The organism is Paenibacillus sp. 203, from assembly GCF_037027525.1.
Taxonomy (GTDB): Bacteria; Bacillota; Bacilli; order Paenibacillales; family Paenibacillaceae; genus Paenibacillus; species Paenibacillus polymyxa_B.
In genome coordinates, this window is record NZ_JAXCHD010000070.1 from 1 (window position 1) to 293 (window position 293).

Here is a 293-nt window from a genome sequence, read left to right on the forward strand (position 1 = left end):
GGTAGATGATTGGGGTGAAGTCGTAACAAGGTAGCCGTATCGGAAGGTGCGGCTGGATCACCTCCTTTCTATGGAGAATCGTTTCCTGCAATGGAAACATTCAAATATGAAGCGTAAGCTTCAAAAACTACTCACTCGTTGCTCAGTTTTGAGAGCTCAAACTCTCAAAAAAAGCTGGTTGTTTACAGCTTTGCACCTTGAAAACTGGATACCGAAACGAAATTGCGTTTTAGAATATTCCTTTAAGCTGATCTTGTGTAAACAAGTGAAATAAAGGTAGCAGGTAAGGAAAG

General features: G+C 41.0%; 1 rRNA gene. It reads left to right on the forward strand.

Annotated elements, in window-relative coordinates:
* Positions 1-68, forward strand: a 16S ribosomal RNA gene (locus WA407_RS26435); the annotation flags it as partial.
* Between the last annotated feature and the right edge of the window lie 225 nt (positions 69-293).